This window comes from Micrococcus sp. SL257, assembly GCF_026625585.1.
Taxonomy (GTDB): domain Bacteria; phylum Actinomycetota; class Actinomycetes; order Actinomycetales; family Micrococcaceae; genus Micrococcus; species Micrococcus luteus.
The window spans coordinates 747,462-762,381 of the sequence record NZ_CP113053.1 but is presented as its reverse complement, the minus strand read 5'-3'; the positions used below and the strand labels follow the sequence as shown (position 1 = coordinate 762,381).

The following is a 14,920-nucleotide window of genomic DNA, read 5'->3' as shown; positions in this document are numbered from 1 at the left end:
TCACAGGTCAAACCGCCGCGGCTTCCTGTCAGACGCCTATGCTCGATGGACATCCCCTCGCCGCGCGCCCGCGCGTCGCCGCCGTCTTCCCAGGAGCCCGTCCGCCATGGCCGCCGTCGACCCCGCCCCCACCGACGCGCGGGAGCGCCGGGACCTCGTCGTGCCCGTGCCCGGACCCGAGGACCCGCCCGAGCGGGCCTGGCTCGTCCTGCCCCACCGCCACCCGGTGCCGACGCTGCTGGAGGAGACGCGGGACGCCGTCGTGGGCCTGGCCGAGACGCTCGCCGCCGTGCTGCCGGTCACCGTGCTCGCCCACCCGCGCGACGCCGGGGCGGCGCGGCTGGTGCCCCCGGAGGTGGACCTGTTGCGCGCGCCCGTGGGCTCACCGCTGCTGGGCCGCACCGGGCCGAGCTTCGTCCGCCGCCCCGAGGGCCTGGCCGCCGTCGCCTGGCGCAGCGCCGCGGGACTGACCGGGACCGGGCCGCTCGACGGCGCGGCCGCGACGGCCGTGGCGGAGGCGGCGGGACTGCCGCTGCTCACCCCCCTGCTGCGCGCCCCGCGCGGGGCCTGGGTGAGCGACGGCGAGGGGACGGCCGTGGTGGCCGCGGACCCCGTGCTGGACGGGCGGATCAACGGCGCGTGGACCCCCGGCCAGGTGGCCGCCGAGTTCGCCGCCCTGCTGGGGATCACCCGGGTGCTGTGGGTGCCGCCGGCACCGCGGCCGGACACCGGGCCGTGGGGCGGGCCCGGCCACCTGGCCTCGTGGGTGCGGCTGGGGGGCGACGGCGAGGCCGCCGTGCACTGGCGCGGCGACCGGTTCCACCCCGAGCACCCCTACGCGGCGGCGGCGCTGCGCTTCCTGCAGGGCGCCGACGACGCCGCCGGCCGGCCCCTGCGCGTGCGCACGGTGACCGGGGCGGCGCAGCCCGCCGCGTACGACCCGGCCGAGCGGGGCCCCCGCTCCCTCCTGGACACGCTGCCGCTGGGCGCTGCGGTGCTGCGGCCGGCGTTCGAGGACGCCGCGGGCGAGGAGGCCGCAGCCGCCGCGTGCGCGGCACTGCACCCGGGGCTGCCCCAGCTGTCGTTCCCCGCCCCGCCGCTGCTGCGGCTGGCCGGCGCGCTCAACGACCTGGTGCTGCTCCAGCCCCGCCCGTGACCTCGTCGGTCGCGGGGCCGTCGTCGTCCCCGCCGTCCGTCGGGGCGCGGTCCTCGTCCTTCCCGTGCGCGTCCGAGCGCCAGGCCGCCGGGCGCAGCCGTTCCAGGAGCGAGGACTGACGGCGCTCCATCCCCTTCAGGTCCGAGGCGATGAGCGCGTTGATCCAGCGGGCGTTCGGGTCGGCGTCGATCAGCACGGCCTTGGCCAGCAGCGTGCAGGGCAGCGCGAGGATGGCGCCGAGCGGGCCGAGGACCCAGGCCCAGAAGAGCAGGGAGAGGAAGCTGACGGTGGGGATCACGCCGATCGCGTCGCCGGCCACCTTGGGCTGGATCACGGACTGCAGCACGAAGTTCAGCACCGAGTAGCTGACCACCACCCACAGGAAGTCGGACCAGCCGCCCGCCGCCAGGCCCAGGACGGCCGGCGGCAGCAGGCCGATGATGAAGCCGATGTTCGGGATGTAGTTGGTGAGGAAGCTGAGCACGCCCCACACGAGCGCGAGCGGCACGCCGATCAGCATGAGGGCAATCACGTCCAGCACCGCCACGATCAGGCCGAACACCGTGGTGACCACCCAGTAGCGGCGCACGCCCTGGGCGAACTCGACCAGGGCGTGGCCGAACTCGTGGCGGGCGGTGCTGAGCAGGCGGACGCGGCGTTCGACGTCCATCGAGTCCATGGCCAAGAAGAACATGCCCATGATCACGGTGACGAGCAGGCCGAAGACCGCGTAGACGTTCGTGGCGATCTTCGTGATGGCGCTGACGGCCGTCCCGGTGACGGCGCTCATGTCGATCGAGGCCAGCTGCTGGGACACCATGTCCGGGGTCACGCCGCGCTCGTTGAGCCAGTGCGAGACGTCCAGGACGATCTGCTGGAAGCGGTCCGCGTACTTGGGCAGCTCCGCCACCAGCTCGAGGCCGGACCACACCATCATGCCCCCGAACACGGCCATCACCGCGACGACCAGCAGGACGGTGGTGGCGGCCCCGAGCACGGGGTGCAGGCCCCGGCGGATGAGCCAGGCCTGCAGGGGGTAGGCCACGATCACGAGGTTCAGCCCCAGGAACACAGGCGCCGCGATGGAGGCGATCCCCTGGAAGAACTGCACCACCAGCACCAGGCCCGCGAGCGTCAGGACGATCACCAGCATGCGCGGCCACATGCGGTGGGGGCGGCGGATGTCCCAGTCGGAGGCGGGGCTGGACGAGGCGGGCGGCGGGGTCACCCCCGCGGGCTGTGCGGCGCTCACGCGGGCAGTCTATGCGCGGGCCGGACGGGGTAGGGTCGGGACCAGTCCACATCGACAGGGGAGCGCCCGCGCGGCGCTGAGAGTGCGGTCCGCCGCAGACCCTCGAACCTGCTCCGGTCCGCACCGGCGAAGGAAGTCGAGTCTCCCGGTCGACGTCGTCCCGGGATTCCGGTGGCGGCCTCGTCCCGGCCCCTCTGCCGTCCCAGAGGAGAACCGCCATGTCCCGCACCCCGCACCGCGCCCTCGCCGCCCTCTCAGTGGCCGCCCTCGCCCTCACCGGCTGTTCGGTGTCCGGCTCGTCCGGCGACGGGGCGTCGTCGTCCGCCGCCGGCGCCGGCGGCGAGCCGACGACGGTGACGATCATGACGCACGACTCGTTCAACCTGCCCCAGGAGCTCGTCCAGAAGTTCGAGCAGGAGTCCGGCTACACCCTGAAGACGACGGCCCCCGGCGACGCCGGCAGCGTGGTGAACCAGCTCCTGCTGGCCAAGGACGAGCCCACCGTGGACGGCGTCTACGGCGTGGAGGACCACTCGGCGCACCGCCTCGTCCGCGAGGGCGTCGTCGCCGAATACACCCCGCAGGACCTGCCCGCCTCCGCACAGGACCGGATGGTGGAGGACCGCATGACCCCGGTGGACCAGGGCCAGGTGTGCTTCAACACGGATCCGGCATGGTTCGAGGCCCACGACGTCGAGGCCCCCACCTCGATCGACCAGCTCGACGACCCCGAGTACGCGAAGCTGACGGTCGCCACCTCCCCCGTGGCCTCCTCCCCCGGCCTGGCGCTGCTCGCGGCCACCACGGAGAAGTACGGCGACGACGGCTGGCAGGACTGGTGGCGGGGCCTGATGGAGAACGGGGGCAAGGTCGCCGACAGCTGGTCCGACGCCTACAACTCGGACTTCTCCGGCGGCGAGGGCAAGGGTCGGTTCCCGGTGGTGCTCTCCTACTCCTCCTCCCCCGCGTTCGCCCCCGAGACCGAGGTGATCGAGGACTCCTGTACCCCGCAGGTCGAGTACGCCGGCGTGCTCGAGGGCGCGAAGAACCCCGAGGGCGCGCAGGCGTTCGTGGACTTCATGCTCACCGAGGAGGTCCAGTCCGCCCTGCCCGAGTCGATGTACATGTACCCGATCGACGAGTCGGTGCAGCTGCCCGAGGAGTGGGCGCAGAACGCGCCGCTCGTCGAGGACGCCATCACCCCGGACCCCGCCCGCATCGACGAGCGCCGCGAGGACCTGCTGAAGGAGTGGACCGCCCTGGCCGAGGCCTCCCGGCGCTGATGTCCGCGCTCACCGAGGTCGCGGCCCCCGGCACGGACCTGCCGCGCCGGCGGGCCCGCGGCCGGGGGGACGGGCTCGGCCCGTGGTGGCTGGTGGCCGCCGTCCTGCCGGTCGCCTTCCTGCTCGTCTTCTTCGCGTGGCCCGTGGCGGCCATGCTCTGGCGCGGGATCGGCGGCGACGCCGACGCGTTCACCGGCGCCGTGGACCTCACCGCCTTCAGGGAGACCCTCGCCCGCGAGCGCACGTGGCGCATCCTCGGCCAGACGCTCGGCATGGCCGCCGCCGGCACGGTGGTCTCGGTGGCGCTCGGCCTGCCGACCGCGTTCGTGCTGCACCGGCGTCGCATCCCGGGGCGGGCCGTGCTCCGCGCCCTCGTGCTCGTGCCGTTCGTGCTGCCCACGGTGGTGGTCGGCGTCGCGTTCCGCGCCCTGCTCGCCCCCGGCGGACCGCTCGGCTTCACCGGGCTGGACCAGACGACCACCGCCGTCGTGCTGGCCATGGTCTTCTTCAACGTGTCCGTGGTGGTGCGCCAGGTGGGCGCGCTGTGGAACGCGCTCGACCCGCGCCAGACCGAGGCCGCCCGCACCCTGGGCGCCTCGCCGTGGCGGGCGTTCCGCACCGTGACGCTGCCCCAGCTCGCCCCGGCGATCGCCGCGAGCGCGGCGCTGGTGTTCCTGTTCTGCGCGTCCGCGTTCGGCATCGTCCAGACGCTCGGCCGGCCCGGCTACGGCACGCTCGAGTCGGAGATCTGGGTGCAGACCTCCGTCTACCTGGACCTGCGGACCGCGGCGGTGTTCTCCGTGCTGCAGTTCGCGGTGGTGCTGGCCGCCGTCGTGGTCTCCGGCGTGACGGCGGCGCGCACCCAGCGGGCGCTGCGCCTGCGGGAGACGCCGCCGGCCCGGCTCACGCGCGCGGACGCGGTCCCGGTGGCCGTGATGCTCGCGGTGGTGGCGCTCGTGGTGGCGCCGATCCTGACGCTCGTGGTGCGCTCCTTCCACACCCGCCACGGCTGGGGGCTGGGCAACTACCGGCTGCTGTCCACGAGCGCGGGCAGCGGGTTCGTGGGCGGGTCGACGCCGGCCCAGGCGCTCGAACAGTCCCTGCGGGTGGCCGTGGACGCCACGCTCGTGACGCTCGTGGTGGCCGTGCCGCTGGCCCTGCTGCTGACCCGGCCCTTCCGTTCACGCGCGGCGCTGGTGGCCCAGCGGGCCCTCGACGGCGCCCTGCTCCTGCCGCTCGGGGTGTCCGCGGTGACCGTGGGCTTCGGCTTCGTCGTGTCCCTGCGGGCCGCGTTCCCGGAGCTGGCGGCCTCGGGCGTGCTCGTGCCACTGGCCCAGGCGGTGGTGGCACTGCCGCTCGCGGTGCGGGCGCTCGTGCCCGTGCTCGCGGCGGTGGACCCGCGGCTGCGAGAGGCCGCGCGCACCCTCGGGGCGGGCCCGTGGCGGGTGCTGGCCACGGTGGACGGCCCGTTCCTCGCGCGCGGCGTGGGTGTGGCCGCGGGCTTCGCGTTCGCGGTGTCCCTGGGCGAGTTCGGGGCCACGAGCTTCCTGGCGAGCCCGTCCGCGCCCACCCTGCCGGTGCTGATCGCCCGGCTGCTGGGCCGGCCGGGCGCGGACAACTACGGGATGGCGCTCGCGGCGGCCACGGTGCTGGCCGTGCTGAGCGCCGGGATCATGCTGGTGTGCGAGCGGCTGCGCCCCCGGGGCCCGGCCGGGGCGGGAGGTCTGTGATGACGCCGACGACGACGGGGGCCTCCCTCCGGCTCCGGGACGTGGCGATCCGCTATCCGGACGGCTCCACCCCCGTGCGGGGGACGGACCTGGACGTGGCCGCCGGGGAGATCGTGGCGCTCGTGGGCGCCTCCGGCTCGGGCAAGTCCACCATCCTGCGCGGGATCGCCGGGCTCGAGGACGTCGTGGCGGGCACGGTGGAGCTCGACGGGCGGGACGTGGCGGCGGTGCCGACGCACCGCCGGGGCGTGGGGATGGTGTTCCAGGACGGGCAGCTGTTCCCGCACCGGACCGTGGGCCGGAACGTGGCGTACGGCCTCGAGTCCGCCGGCTGGGACCGGGCCCGGCGGCGGGCACGCGTGGCCGAGCTGCTGGACCTGGTGGGCCTGACCGAGCTCACGGACCGGCCCGTGCAGCGACTCTCCGGTGGGCAGGCCCAGCGCGTGGCGCTCGCCCGGTCGCTGGCCCCGGCCCCGCGGGTGCTCCTGCTGGACGAGCCGCTGTCCGCGCTCGACGCGGACCTGCGCCGGCGCCTGGCCGAGGACATCCGGGCGGTGCTGCGGGCGGCGGGGACGACCGGCGTCGTCGTCACCCACGACCTCGCGGAGGCCGCCGTGATGGCCGACCGCACCGTGCGCCTCGGTGCGGGGGGACGCATCGCGGCGGAGGAGGACGGCCCGGCGGTAGCCTCTCAGGCATGACCCCGCCCGCACCCCGCCCCCGGCTGACCGCCCAGGACGTGGTGGACGCCGCCGTCGGGATCCTGCAGGACTTCGGCATGGGCGACCTGTCCATGCGGCGCGTGGCCGGGGTGCTGGGCGTGCAGGCCTCCGCGCTGTACTGGCACGTGCCGGACAAGCAGTCGCTGCTGGCGCGGGTGGCGGACCGGATCGTCGCCGAGGCGGAGGAGACCGTGCGCGCCCGCCGCGTCACGGACCTGGCGGGCCGCGCCGAGGCCGCGGAGGCCGCCCTGCTGCGGCACCGGGACGGGGCGGACGTGGTGCTCTCCGCCCTCGCGCTCGGGCTGGGCGGCCTCGGCCTGCACCGTCTGCTCACCGAGGCGGCGGACACCCCGGAGGACGGGGAGCGGGCCCTGGCGCTGCTGCTGGGCACCGTGTCCCTGCGGCAGCAGCGCGCGCAGGCGCAGGCGCTCGGCGTGCCGACCGGCCCGGACGTGCAGCGGCACCGCACGGACCCGCTCTGACGCCTCGTCCGACGCGGCCGCGCGGGAGGCCGAGGAGAGGAGACCTGCCTCCTCACAGGTACGCTCGGTAAGGTCGCCCAGAGCAGAACAGGTCGGGACGGGTCGTCCCCTTCGTCCACGGCGATCCCGCCCGACCGCCACAGGACCAGCATGGCCCGCCGGACCCGGCTCACAGTTCCGGCGCGGTCCCCTTCGACACAGCCGGCGAAGCCATGGGAGCACGGATCAACCACCCGCGGACGGTCGTGGACCGGACGCTGCATCACGACGTCGAGCCCGCACACCCCGCGGCGCTCGTCGACGTGGGCTGGGACTTCCGTGGCCCGGGCGCCAAGGCGGAGGAGCAGCACCGCCCGCTGCGCGTGGTCCGTGCCCGCCGGCCTCGGGGCACCCCGCGGGACCGGAACGGCGTCGACCTCACGCGCACCGGCCCCGTCGTCCCCCGCCCCTCCCCGCCGCGCACCCGGATCCGCCGGGACGGCGTCCGCGTGGTGGCCAGCCCGCTGGCCATGCTGCCCGGCGTGGACCACGGCCCCGCCCTCCGCCTGGACCTGCATCCGACGACGGGGGGCATCGTCTACGTGGCCCGCGAGCTCGAGCTGCGCGAGCTCGGCGACGACGTCCGCGGCCACGTCTACACCGGGATGGTCGGCACGGCGCATCTGAGCGTCTTCTGGTCCACCGTCACCGTCGACCTGCCACCGGAGCGCCCGGTGATCGTGCGGCTGCGCTCGGACCGGGACGCCGAGCTGCTCTCCCTGCTCGAGGTCCTCGCCCCCGTGGACACGCGCGTGGTCTCCTACCGGCTCGACGAGTCCCCCGTGGGCACGCAGCGCTCCAGCTACCTGCTGCCGGACGTGGACCCGGAGACGGTCGCCCAGACGGGCGCGGCCCGGATCCCGCTCGAGGCCATCGAGGCCGCCCAGGAGGAGGAGGACGCGCTGCGCCGCTCCTCCGGCGTCTTCCTCTCCCGCCGCCGCACGGACCGCTTCCTGCGCCGCAACCTGCCCGGGGTGACCCACAGCCTCACGTTCGCGGACGAGGCGGACGTGACGGACGTGTACGTGGACGGCTCCGTGCTGCGCGGCTCCCGCATCGGCGGGGCGGCCGCCGTCGCCGGGCCGAGCATGTGGGCCGTGCAGGCCGTGGCCGGGGCCACGATGCCGCTCGAGGTGGAACTCGAGGCGCTCGTGCTGGGGCACGTGATCTGCGCGTGGGCGGGCACCCCCGGCGGCCGGGTCACCATCCACTCGGACTCGCGCGCCGCGCTGGCCCTGCTCAACGCCGCCCGCCGCGAGCGGCTCACCCTCGGCGGCGCCCGGGGCGAGCGCATCCGCCGCACCCTGCGGCGCCTGCTGGCCGCCGTCGACCTGGCGCAGGCCGCGGACGTCCAGGTGGACACCACGTGGGTCAAGGGCCACGTGGGCGTGCACGGCAACGAACTGGCCGACGACCTCGCCCGGGCCGCCGCCCGCCACGCCAGCGTCGGCACCCCCGAGGGGGACCTGCCCGAGCGGATGGGGCAGCTGATCCAGCTCCGCGTCGAGGACGACGCCGCCGCCGGCTGACCCCGGCCCCGATTCCCCGTCCTCCGCCCCAGCCTCTAGGGTGGGGCTGTGGAAGCGACAGTGGAACAGATCACAGCGGCCATCACGGCCCTGAACGACAAGTACTGGTACGTCGTGATGGCGCTGCTCTTCGTGGCCGGGGTGTGGTTCACCATCCGGACCGTGGGCGTGCAGGTGCGCATGCTCCCGGAGATGCTGCGGTCGGTGACGGCCAAGTCCCAGACCGGATTCGAGAACGACGGCGTGAGCCCGTTCCGCGCCTTCACCATCTCGGCGGCCTCGCGCGTGGGCACCGGCAACGTGGCCGGCGTGGCGATCGCGATCGTGATCGGCGGCCCGGGCGCCGTGTTCTGGATGTGGCTGCTGGCGATCATCGGCGGCGCCACCGCGTTCGTCGAGTCCACGCTGGCCCAGCTGTACAAGCAGAAGGGCGCGGACGGCTACTTCGGCGGGCCCGCGTACTACATCCGCGACGGTCTGGGCGCGAAGTGGCTGGCGGCCGTGTTCGCCGTCGCCATCACCGTGACCTACGGCTTCGTGTTCAACGCCGTGCAGTCCAACTCGATCTCCGAGTCCGTGCAGGCCAACTGGGGCGCGTCCTCCACCACCGCGTGGATCGTGGGCCTGGGCCTGGCCGCCCTCACCGGCCTCGTGATCTTCGGCGGCGTGCGCCGGCTCTCGGCCGTGACCAACGTGCTGGTCCCCGTGATGGCCACGTTCTACATCTTCCTGGCCCTGATCGTGATGGTCGTCAACATCACCGAGGTCCCGGGCATGATCGCGCTGATCGTGGGCCACGCCTTCGGCCTGCGCGAGGTCGCGGGCGCCGCCGTCGGCATGACGATGGTGATGCAGGGCGTGCGCCGCGGCATGTTCTCCAACGAGGCCGGCATGGGCTCCGCCCCGAACGCCGCCGCCACCGCGGCCGTCTCCCACCCGGCCAAGCAGGGCTTCGTGCAGTCCCTGGGCGTCTACTTCGACACCCTGATCGTGTGCTCGGCCACCGCGTTCGTCGTCCTGCTCTCCAACCCGGCCTACGGACGCGGGGAGGCGCTCGGCATGCAGGTGACCCAGGGTGCGCTCCAGCAGGCCGTGGGCGCGTGGGCCGGCCCGGCGCTGACCGTCATCATCTTCTTCCTGGCCTGGTCCTCCGTGCTGGGCAACACCTACTACGGCGAGGCCAACATCCGGTACCTGGCCGGCCGCCACGCGGGCCCGGCCATCACCGTGTTCCGCGTGCTCGTGCTGGTGTGCGTGGTCGGCGGCGCGCTGGGCTCCGTGGCGCTGGTGTGGAACCTCGCGGACACGTTCGCGGCCCTCATGGCGACCATCAACCTCGTGGCGATCATCCCGCTGGGCGGGCTGGCCGTGAAGCTGCTCCGGGACTACGAGCGCAAGCTCAAGGCGGGCATGGATCCGGGCTTCCACCTCTCCGACCTGCCCGAGGCGCGGAACGTGGCCCTCTGGCGGGACGAGCCGAAGACCTCCCCGCTCCAGGACTGACGCCCCCGCCCGCGCGTTTCGAGGCGGGATATCGACCTCATCCGGCTGCCGCGGGCGGCCGTGGGGTGGATATCCCGCCTCGATGCATGAGGAGGCCCGGTCTGGACACCGTGCGGGGGTCGACGCCTAGGTTGAGGCGCACCCGACCGGCCACGCACGAGTGGCTGGCACGACGTCCGAGGAGGACACCATGGGCATCCTCTCCAGCATCACCCGCACCCTCGGTGGCGGCGGCCGCCGCTCCAGCCGACCCACCATCGGTGCGCACATCGGCCGGTCCCCCGACTTCGGCCGACAGGCCCGCTCTCAGCGACGCCGCTCCAGCGGCCTGGGCGGTGCCCTCCTGGGCACGCTCGGCGGTCTGGCGCTGCGTGAGCTCTCGCGCCGCGGCGCCGGGGGCACGACGCGCGGACGCGGCTCCGGTGCGTACCGGGGCGGCTTCGGACCCTCGGCCCGGTCCACGGGCGGCCTCGGCACCGGCCTGCTGGGCGGGCTGCTCGGCGGGGCCCTCGCCTCCCGCGGCCGGTCCGGTGCCGCCGGCCGACGCACGGCGGGCGGACGCCGGACCGTGGGCGGCGGCTTCTGACCGCTGCGACGGTGCGGAGTCGCCGCTGAACACCATCACCGCGGAGCGGACACGGCACGGGGCGGGCACCGACGGATCGGTGCCCGCCCCGTGGTCGTGGTGGGCCGGTGGCGTGCCCGAGGGGTCTGCGCCGCGGCTCAGCCGAGGCCGGCGACGCGGCCCAGGATGAACAGCAGGACGCCGATGACCACGAGGGCGGTGATCAGCCCAAGGACGATCTTGCCGGCCGAGCGCTCGCCGGTCTGCTCCACGTCCATGCCCGGGTTGTCCGGGCCGACGCCCGCGCCCTCGGCTGGGGGCGTGTCGCCGTCGAACGCGACCCCGGAGGTCTCGTCCGTCGCCTCGCGTGCGCGCCGGGCGTCCTGGGGGTCGGGGGTGTGCGGGGTGGCCATGGCCGGCTCCTCTCGTCTCGGCGGCACGGGTGCGCGCCGCTGGCCCTCACGGTAGGCCCGGGGCAGGGGTCCTGACCAGGGCGAGGCGACGCCCGCCCCAGCGCTTTCGTGGCCGAAACGGCGCGCCCCGAGCCGCTTTCGTTGACGAAACGGCGCCCTCCGCCACGCCCACGCCGCCACGACGGATCCCGTCACACTCTTGATCGTTGGACGTCCAAGCAATAGCGTGATCGGCGTCACGTCCCCGCCGTCCGGAGGAGCCCCCCCATGCCCGAGGCCTACATCATCGACGCCGTCCGCACCCCCGTGGGTCGCCGAGGGAAGGGGCTCGCCGGCGTGCATCCCCTCGACCTGGCGGCCGCGCCGCTGCGCGAGCTCGTCGCCCGCCAGGACATCGACTCGGCCGAGTACGACGAGGTCATCCTCGGCTGCATCGACCAGCTCGGCCCGCAGGCCATGGACGTGGCGCGCAACGCCTGGCTCGCGGCCGGGCTCTCCGAGGACGTCCCCGGCACCACGGTCGAACGCCAGTGCGGCTCCGGCCAACAGGCGGTCCACTACGCCGCGCAGGCCGTCATGAGCGGGACGGCGGACCTCGTCGTCGCCGGTGGCGTGCAGTCCATGTCCGCGATCCCGCTCTCCCGGTCCAACACGGCCGCCCGCGAGCTCGGCTTCCCCGACCCGTTCACCGGCTCCGAGTCCTGGGCCGCCCGCTACGGGGACGAGGAGATCTCCCAGTTCCGCGGGGCCGAGATGATGGCCCGGCACTGGAACCTGGACCGTGACGCCCTGGAGGAGTTCGCGGTGCGCTCCCACGAGCGCGCGCTCGCCGCCCAGGCCGACGGTCGCTTCGACCGCGAGATCCTGCCCGTCGCCGGCCTCACCGCGGACGAGGGGCCGCGCACCCCGGACGCCGCGAAGATCGCCTCGCTCGACCCGATCGTCCCCGGCGGGCTGCACACGGCAGCGTCGGCGTCGCAGATGTCCGACGGCGCGGCCGCCCTCCTGCTCGCCTCCGAGGAGGCGGTGCGTCGTCACGGACTCACCCCGCGAGCCCGGATCCACCACCTCTCCGCCCGCGGCGCCGACCCCGTCATGATGCTCTCCGCCCCGATCCCGGCGACGGCGTACGCGCTCGACCGCATGGGCCTGACCATCGACGACATGGACCTCGTGGAGATCAACGAGGCGTTCGCCGCCGTCGTGCTGGCCTGGCTGACCGAGACCGGCGCGGACCCGGCGAAGGTCAACGTCAACGGCGGGGCGATCGCCCTGGGCCACCCCATCGGCGCCACCGGCGCCCGCCTGATGACGTCCCTGCTGCACGAGCTCGAGCGCACGGGCGGCCGCTACGGCCTGCAGACCATGTGCGAGGGCGGCGGCCAGGCCAACGTCACCGTGATCGAACGTCTCTGACCCATCCCCCGGAGGTTCCCATGCCCGACCAGATCACCCACCCCACCGACACCGCCGCCCACCTCTCCCCCGCCCCGGAGGACACGATCGGCCGCGTGTTCGCGCGCGCGGTCGCCCGCTCCCCGCAGGCCGTCGCCCTGCGCTTCGAGGACCGCGACTGGACCTACGCCCAGCTCCGGGACGGAGCGCACCGCGTGGCCCGCCGCCTCCAGGACACCGGCCTGCCGGCCGGCACCCGGGTGGCCGCCTACGCCACCAACTCGGACGCCTACGCGCTGCTCTTCCTGGCCTGCGTCACGGCCGGCTACGTGCACGTGCCCGTGAACTTCGCGCTCAAGGGCGGCGAGCTCGCGCACGCCCTCGAGGACTCCGGCGCGGAGCTGCTCGTGGCCGACGCCGGCATGCTCGAGCGGGTCGACCAGGTCCGGGCCGAGGGCCGCGCGTCGGCTCTGCGGCACGTGTGGACCATGCTCCCCGCGGGCCACGCCGAGCCCTCCGTGCTTCAGACCGCCCAAGACGAGGCGCTGGATTCCGCCGCCCCGGAGGCGGAGGTGTCGGCCACCGATCTGGCCCAGCTGCTCTACACCTCCGGCACCACCTCCACCCCCAAGGGCGCCATGATGTCCCACCGGGCGCTTGTGGCGGAGTACCTCTCCGCGATCATCGCGCTGGACTTCACGGCCGAGGACCGCCCCCTGGTGGCCATGCCGCTGTACCACTCGGCCGCGATGCACGTGTTCCTGCTCCCCTACCTGAGCCTCGGCGCCACGGTGCGCCTGCTGGCCGCCCCGGACATCCCCCGGATGCTCGAGCTCGTGGAGACCGAGCACATCGGCTCCCTGTTCCTGGCGCCCACCGTCTGGGTGCCGCTGGCGAACCATCCGGACCTGGCCACGCGTGACCTCTCCTCGCTGCACAAGGCCCAGTACGGGGCCTCGATCATGCCGGTGACCGTGCTGCAGCGCCTCCGTCAGAGTCAGCCGGGCATCGGCTTCTACAACTGCTTCGGCCAGTCCGAGCTGGGCCCGCTGTGCACCGTGCTGCGCCCCGAGGAGCACGACGCGCGGCCGGCCTCATGCGGCCGCCCCGTGTTCCACGTGGAGGCCCGGGTGATGACGGCCGACGGCGCCCCCGCCGCGCCCGGCGAGCCCGGCGAGATCCAGTACCGCTCGCCGCAGCTGCTCTCCGGCTACTGGAACCGCCCGGACGCCACCGCGGACGCGTTCACCGACGACGGCTGGTTCCGCTCCGGCGACCAGGTCACCCAGGACGCGGCCGGCTACATCCAGGTGGTGGACCGCATCAAGGACGTCATCAACACGGGCGGCGTGCTGGTCGCCCCGCGGGAGGTCGAGGACGCGATCTACGAGCTCGACGAGGTGGCCGAGGTCGCCGTCATCGGCCTGCCGGACGAGCGCTGGATCGAGGCGGTGACCGCCGTCGTCGTGCTCAAGGAGGGCGCCGAGCTGACCGCGGAGACCGTGCGCGCCCACGTGAAGGAGCGGCTGGCGGGCTTCAAGGTGCCCAAGCGCGTGGACTTCGTGGCGGAGCTGCCGCGGAACCAGTCGGGCAAGCTGCTCAAGCGCGCGCTGCGCGCCGAGCGGACGCAGGAGGCCCGGTGACGCGCACGCAGAAGCCGACCTACGACGTCGTCACGCCCCTGGACGTCGACTACCTGGACGCGTTCGGGGAGGCCACGGACGAGGACCGCGCGCACTGGGACCGCGCCCGTGCCTACGGCCGGGAGGTGCTCGAGCGGATCGACGGGCACTGGGACCGGGCGGAGTACCCGTTGGACCTGGTGGCGCGGGCGGGCGAGCTGGACCTGCTCACCGACGGGCTGGAGGTGCCGGGGCACCCGGTGATGTCGCCGTTGGCCGCGGGCCTGGTGGCGATGGAGATCTCCCGGGCGGACGGGTCGATGGCCGCGGCTGCGGCCGTGCAGGGCGGGCTCGTGCTGCGCGCCCTGGTGCACTGCGCCGGCCCGGAGCAGAAGGAGCGGTACCTCGAGCCGGTGGCGCGCGGCACGCTGCCGGGCGGGTTCGCGCTCACGGAGCCGCTGCACGGCTCGGACTCGGTGTCCCTCGAGACGTCCGCGCGGCCCGACGGCGCCGGCGGCTGGGTGCTGAACGGCGCCAAGAAGTGGATCGGCAACGGGGCCGCCGGGGGCATCACGATCGTGTGGGCGCGGGACACCGAGGACGGCCAGGTCAAGGGGTTCGTGGTGGAGCAGTCCACGCCCGGGTACGAGGCCGAGGTGATCACGGGCAAGGGCGCGCTGCGGGCGATCCACCAGGCCGAGATCACGCTGACCGACGTGCGGGTCGGCGACGACGCGCGGCTGCCGGGCGTGGCGACGTTCAAGGACGCCGCGCGCGTGCTGGTGGCCACCCGCGTGAACGTGGGCTGGTCCGCGCTGGGCCACGCGACCGCCATGTTCGAGGCCGCGCTGGCCTACGCCCGGCAGCGCGAGCAGTTCGGCAAGCCGCTGGGAGCGCACCAGATGGTGCAGGAACGGCTCGCGCAGATGCTGGACGAGGTGACCGCGATGCAGACCCGCTGCGTGGCCGTGGCCCGCCTGCAGGCGGCCGGGCTACTGCGCGACGAGCAGGCGTCCCTGCTGAAGTACGCCTGCACGCGGGGCGCGCGGCGGGTGGCGCAGATCGCCCGGGACATGCTCGGCGGCAACGGCATCCTCCTCGAGCACCGGGTGATGCGGCACTTCGCCGACGTCGAGGCGCTGCACACCTACGAGGGCACCGAGTCCGTGCAGGCGTTGATCCTCGGCCGGGACCTGACCGGGATGAGCGCGTTCGCGTGAGCGCCTCCC

Annotated in this window: 13 protein-coding genes and 1 riboswitch; of the genes, 11 read left to right on the top strand and 2 right to left on the bottom strand. The window is 74.5% G+C overall.

What is annotated here, in order from left to right:
• Positions 1-106: 106 nt before the first annotated feature.
• A complete protein-coding gene (locus OVA32_RS03605; RefSeq protein ID WP_267715280.1) occupies positions 107-1,156 on the top strand; it encodes an agmatine deiminase family protein in 1,050 nt (349 codons plus the stop codon).
• Here the strand turns inward: OVA32_RS03605 and OVA32_RS03600 are convergent.
• Positions 1,122-2,408 (bottom strand): AI-2E family transporter, encoded by a 1,287-nt coding sequence (locus OVA32_RS03600; RefSeq protein ID WP_078025500.1) that lies wholly within the window; start codon positions 2,406-2,408, stop codon positions 1,122-1,124. The two genes, OVA32_RS03605 and OVA32_RS03600, sit on opposite strands and share 35 nt — an antisense overlap.
• A 46-nt stretch (positions 2,409-2,454) precedes the next feature.
• Positions 2,455-2,560, top strand: a riboswitch (TPP riboswitch).
• A 66-nt stretch (positions 2,561-2,626) separates the two neighbouring features.
• Here OVA32_RS03600 and OVA32_RS03595 point away from each other — a divergent pair.
• From OVA32_RS03595 to OVA32_RS03565, 7 genes are all read left to right on the top strand, one after another.
• On the top strand, positions 2,627-3,691 hold the full coding sequence (locus tag OVA32_RS03595; RefSeq protein ID WP_129867135.1) for a thiamine ABC transporter substrate-binding protein: 1,065 nt from the start codon (positions 2,627-2,629) through the stop codon (positions 3,689-3,691).
• Positions 3,691-5,421, top strand: coding sequence for an ABC transporter permease (locus OVA32_RS03590; RefSeq protein ID WP_267715277.1), 1,731 nt, complete (start codon positions 3,691-3,693; stop codon positions 5,419-5,421). Before OVA32_RS03595 ends, OVA32_RS03590 begins: the two co-directional genes overlap by 1 nt.
• Entirely contained in the window at positions 5,421-6,122 is a 702-nt protein-coding gene (locus tag OVA32_RS03585; RefSeq protein ID WP_036316162.1) for an ABC transporter ATP-binding protein, read from the top strand. The genes OVA32_RS03590 and OVA32_RS03585 overlap by 1 nt, the downstream gene beginning before the upstream one ends.
• Positions 6,119-6,625 (top strand): TetR family transcriptional regulator, encoded by a 507-nt coding sequence (locus OVA32_RS03580; RefSeq protein ID WP_002857997.1) that lies wholly within the window; start codon positions 6,119-6,121, stop codon positions 6,623-6,625. Before OVA32_RS03585 ends, OVA32_RS03580 begins: the two co-directional genes overlap by 4 nt.
• Before the next feature lie 212 nt (positions 6,626-6,837).
• Complete coding sequence (locus tag OVA32_RS03575) at positions 6,838-8,193, top strand: RNase H family protein (protein ID WP_044658816.1); 1,356 nt, start codon at positions 6,838-6,840, stop codon at positions 8,191-8,193.
• Between the two features lie 60 nt (positions 8,194-8,253).
• Positions 8,254-9,696, top strand: coding sequence for an alanine/glycine:cation symporter family protein (locus OVA32_RS03570; protein ID WP_044658815.1), 1,443 nt, complete (start codon positions 8,254-8,256; stop codon positions 9,694-9,696).
• Positions 9,697-9,886: 190 nt separating this feature from the next.
• Positions 9,887-10,282 carry a hypothetical protein gene (locus OVA32_RS03565; RefSeq protein ID WP_267715275.1) on the top strand — a complete coding sequence of 132 codons (396 nt, stop codon included), beginning with the start codon at positions 9,887-9,889 and terminating at the stop codon, positions 10,280-10,282.
• 137 nt (positions 10,283-10,419) lie between these two features.
• Here OVA32_RS03565 and OVA32_RS03560 read toward each other — a convergent pair whose 3' ends face one another.
• Positions 10,420-10,674, bottom strand: a complete 255-nt coding sequence (locus OVA32_RS03560; RefSeq protein WP_267715273.1) for a DUF6480 family protein — start codon at positions 10,672-10,674, stop codon at positions 10,420-10,422.
• 267 nt (positions 10,675-10,941) lie between these two features.
• Between OVA32_RS03560 and OVA32_RS03555 the strand changes: the two genes are divergently transcribed.
• The 3 genes from OVA32_RS03555 to OVA32_RS03545 are packed head-to-tail and all read left to right on the top strand — an operon-like array spanning position 10,942 to position 14,911.
• The gene (locus tag OVA32_RS03555) at positions 10,942-12,090 is read left to right on the top strand and encodes an acetyl-CoA C-acetyltransferase (RefSeq protein WP_267715271.1); all 1,149 of its coding nucleotides are present in this window, start codon (positions 10,942-10,944) and stop codon (positions 12,088-12,090) included.
• Between the two features lie 20 nt (positions 12,091-12,110).
• Positions 12,111-13,712 carry a fatty acyl-CoA synthetase gene (locus tag OVA32_RS03550; RefSeq protein WP_192593680.1) on the top strand — a complete coding sequence of 534 codons (1,602 nt, stop codon included), beginning with the start codon at positions 12,111-12,113 and terminating at the stop codon, positions 13,710-13,712.
• Entirely contained in the window at positions 13,709-14,911 is a 1,203-nt protein-coding gene (locus OVA32_RS03545; RefSeq protein ID WP_095346981.1) for an acyl-CoA dehydrogenase family protein, read from the top strand. Before OVA32_RS03550 ends, OVA32_RS03545 begins: the two co-directional genes overlap by 4 nt.
• Positions 14,912-14,920: the final 9 nt, after the last annotated feature.